The sequence below is a fragment of the Stutzerimonas sp. genome (assembly GCF_982611455.1).
Map to the genome: position 1 here is coordinate 1 of NZ_CEXBBO010000074.1, position 3,731 is coordinate 3,731.

Here is a 3,731-nt window from a genome sequence, read left to right on the forward strand (position 1 = left end):
TGACTGGCTATGTGACCGGCGACCTGAAGGTACATCAGCGCGGCTTTCACGACGACCGGGAGATGAACATTGCCCTGGCCGAGCGCTGGAATCTCGCAGAGGATGTGTCGGCCGTAACCGGTGTGGCGGCGACCACTCCCCGGGTAACGGGCCATGCCCTGGCCAGCCGTGCGGACCAGTCGCGGGCATTGCAGGTGATGGGCGTCGACAGCGCGACGGAACCCCATGTAACCCGGCTTGACCGGTCGATTGTTCGCGGCCGCTATCTGACCGGCGGCAATGAGATCCTTGTGGGCGTCGACGCAGCCAGTGCCCTGGATGTCTCTCCGGGCGACGAGCTGGTACTGGTGGTACAGGCGGCGGACGGCTCCATTGGCGCCGACCGGTTCGAGCTGGTGGGCGTGTTCGAGACTGGCATCAAGCGTATCGATGGCTTCGTGGCCCAGATGCCCCTGGCTTCGGCCCAGGCGCTGTATGCCTTTCAGGGGCGGTTTACCGAGATCGCGGCCCGCGTGCAGGATGCCGACCGGCTCGACGAGGTGGTCGGCACCGTGCGGGATCGGCTGCGCGACCAAAATGTGGAAGTTCTGGGCTCCTGTTTGGTTGATGGTTTCATTAGATCATTAGTTCCTGAAACCTGACTGAAAAAAAAGTTTATTAACGATTTGATAACTTTTGTTAGTGATAAAAATAGTTGAACCAGATCAATATAAAATTTGTGCGTACTTAATTTCAGCTTCGTTTCAGCTTTGAGATGTAATAATAAGCGCTCTTATATGCTTTCCACGGAGATCTCAAGTTGTCCATCCGCACCTTTTTTACTAAGCAGACTATTTTGGGTGTGTTGCTGTTTAGCAGCATTTCTGCGTGGGCTCAGCCCAGACTGGAGCTCCAGAGTGTCATCGAAGCAGCAACTGAACGCGATCCCTGGCTCGGCCAGAGCTCTTACAAACAAGATGCGCTGATGGAAGAGTCTGTTGCTGAGGGCGCGCTTCCCGATCCCCGGGTAACGATCGGCGCGGCAAATCTGCCTCTGGATACTTTTGATACCGGGCAAGAGCCCATGACCCAGGGCATGATTGGCATTACACAGCGAATTCCTCGTGGAGACAGCCGCCGCTTGGCTAGCGCAAAGAAAGAAGAACTGGCCGGTGTACAGCCTTACCTCCGACAGAATCGTCGTGCGCAGGTCACCGAAACGGCGACCCACCTATGGCTCGATCTTTGGAAAGCCCAGGAAAGCATCCGCCTCATTGAACAGAACCGGGGGCTGTTCGAGCAATTGGCGGATGTTGCGGAAGCTGGATATACCTCCGCGACAATGGGCTCCAGACAACAAGATGTTATTCGTGCTTCGCTGGAATTGACTCGGCTTGAAGATCGGCTGACCGCTTTGCATACTCAGTTGGCTTCCAGCAGAGAAGCTCTAGGGGAATGGATCGGTTCCAGGCGGGCCCAGCTCTCGGTCGCCGAAAACATTCCTCCTCTGTTATTGGCAGATGTTTCCAGCAGCTGGCCGGAGACCAGTGTGGAGTCTGTCATCCGTCACCCGTCGGTTCGCGCCACAGATCAACTGATTGATGTACAGGGCATTGACGTAGACCTTGCCAGGGAAGCCTACAAACCAGAGTGGTCGGTCTTCGCACAATATGGTTACCGTGACCGAGCTCCGAACGGCCAGGACAGGGCAGACCTGTTTTCTATTGGTATCGGTTTTGACCTGCCCATATTCACAGGAAGCCGGCAAGACCGACGGCTCAACGCGTCTGCAGCCAGACTGGAAGCCGAAAAAACGGATCGGGTTCTGAGAATCCGATCGCTCAAGGCGAAGGCGCGCTCGGCGTTGGCCCGCATTGAGCGATTGGATGATCGGATTGACTTGTATCAGCAAACTCTTCTTCCGCAGATGGAAGAGCAGGCCGATGCCTCGCTGACCGCCTATAACAATGACGACGGTGATTTTGCTGAGGCGGTACGCGCAAGGATCTCCGAACTCAATGCCGAGGTCGAATTGATCCAGATGATGGCCGAGCGGGCCAAAACTCTGGCAAGTTTCCGTTATTTGACCACGGAAGCCTCAAACATTCCCTCCTTTTCAATGACCGATTTGCAGGATTGATCATCATGGCTAATTTCATTCGTCCATTGGGCTTTATAGTGCTCGGCGGGATCGCTGGCGTCGGTGCCGCCGATTTGGGGGGCCCCGGGAATGGTTTCAGATCCAACCGTAGATGGGGTCGGTAACGAGGAAAAGGAGCCGCTCTACTGGGTGGCGCCCATGGACCCTAATTTTAAAAGCGACAAACCCGGGAAATCACCTATGGGGATGGACCTGATTCCAGTGTTTGAGGATGCCGGGTCAGCTGACGACCCGGCCGGTACCGTTCGTATTTCGCCTGCCGTGGTCAACAACCTGGGAGTTCGCACCGAGCCCGTCATCCAGGGACGCTTGCCGAACACCATCACTACTGTGGGCTACGTCCAATATAACGAAGATGAGATGGCCCACGTGCATCCCAGAGTAGAGGGCTGGATCGAAGCGCTCTACGTGAAAGCTGAGGGGGAACCAGTCGAAAAAGGCAAGCCTCTGTATACCCTCTATTCACCCACATTGGTCAATGCTCAGGAGGAGTTGCTCCTGGCACTGAACCGGGGGAATCAGCGACTGATCAATGCCGCTGAGGAACGGTTGGCTGCTCTGAATGTGCCGGCTAGCCTGATACGGCAGCTGCGCCAGACAAGAAACATACAGAGAACGATGACCGTATACGCCCCAAGCTCGGGCGTTGTCGACAATCTGAACGTTCGCGAGGGCATGTTCATAAAGCCCGGAGACCGGGTTTTGTCGATTGCTGCACTGGATGAAGTCTGGGTGATTGGCGAGGTATTTGAAAGCCAGCTCTCGGCCGTGGAGGGCGATAGCCGGGTGATGATGACCCTGGATTACATGCCCGGGCGCCAGTGGCGCGGAAAAGTGGACTATGTGTATCCCGAGGTTAATCCGGAAACCCGGACGGCCCGGGTCCGGATGCGGTTTGACAATTCCGACGGAGCTTTGCTGCCCGGCATGTTTGCTCGCCTGGAGGTCCAGGGGGATCGTGGGCAAAGACGCCTGTTGGTGCCGCGTGAATCGATCATCCGCACTGGACAAAGCGACCGTCTGGTGGTGGCGCTGGAACAGGGTGCCTTCAAGTCCGTCAACGTCACGGTAGGGCGGATTGGCGACAAGTACGCAGAAATACTGGAAGGCATTAAGCCTGGCGATACCGTGGTGACCTCTGCGCAGTTCCTGATCGACTCCGAGTCCAGCAAGACTTCGGATTTCCAGCGAATGTCGGCATCAGGCAGCAACGCCATGGATTCACAGATGGATCATTCGGGGCACGTCATGGATCCGGAGAAAGCGGAGCCCAAAAGCGAACCTGAGGCGATGGACCATAGTTCCATGAATCATGGCGGAGGCGAATCATGATCGCAGCCATCATTCACTGGTCTGTTCGTAATCGATTTCTGGTATTGCTGGCCACCTTGCTTATTACAGGGCTTGGCCTCTACTCGCTGAGCAAGACGCCGGTAGATGCGCTGCCGGATCTTTCGGATGTGCAGGTCATTATCAAAACCAGCTTTCCGGGCCAGGCACCACAAGTGGTGGAAGACCAGGTGACCTATCCACTGACCACCGCCATGCTGTCGGTGCCGGGTGCCAAGACGGTCCGGGGTTACTCCTTCTT

4 protein-coding genes are annotated in these 3,731 nt (G+C 56.3%); all 4 read left to right on the forward strand.

What is annotated here, in order from left to right; genetic code table 11:
• A partial coding sequence (locus AC2LD7_RS21765) for a hypothetical protein (protein ID WP_484599694.1) occupies positions 1-641 on the forward strand: 641 nt, incomplete at its 5' end.
• A 158-nt stretch (positions 642-799) separates the two neighbouring features.
• Positions 800-2,119, forward strand: a complete 1,320-nt coding sequence (locus AC2LD7_RS21770; protein WP_199455913.1) for a TolC family protein — start codon at positions 800-802, stop codon at positions 2,117-2,119.
• 159 nt (positions 2,120-2,278) lie between these two features.
• Positions 2,279-3,472 carry an efflux RND transporter periplasmic adaptor subunit gene (locus tag AC2LD7_RS21775; RefSeq protein ID WP_484599695.1) on the forward strand — a complete coding sequence of 398 codons (1,194 nt, stop codon included), beginning with the start codon at positions 2,279-2,281 and terminating at the stop codon, positions 3,470-3,472.
• On the forward strand, positions 3,469-3,731 hold a 263-nt coding region (locus AC2LD7_RS21780; protein WP_484599696.1), incomplete at its 3' end, for an efflux RND transporter permease subunit. The genes AC2LD7_RS21775 and AC2LD7_RS21780, both read left to right, overlap by 4 nt.

What these genes read in the sequence shown, in the direction of transcription:
- AC2LD7_RS21775 (WP_484599695.1), top strand. Translation starts at nt 2,279, where the DNA reads ATGGACCCTAATTTTAAAAGCGACAAACCCGGGAAATCACCTATGGGG.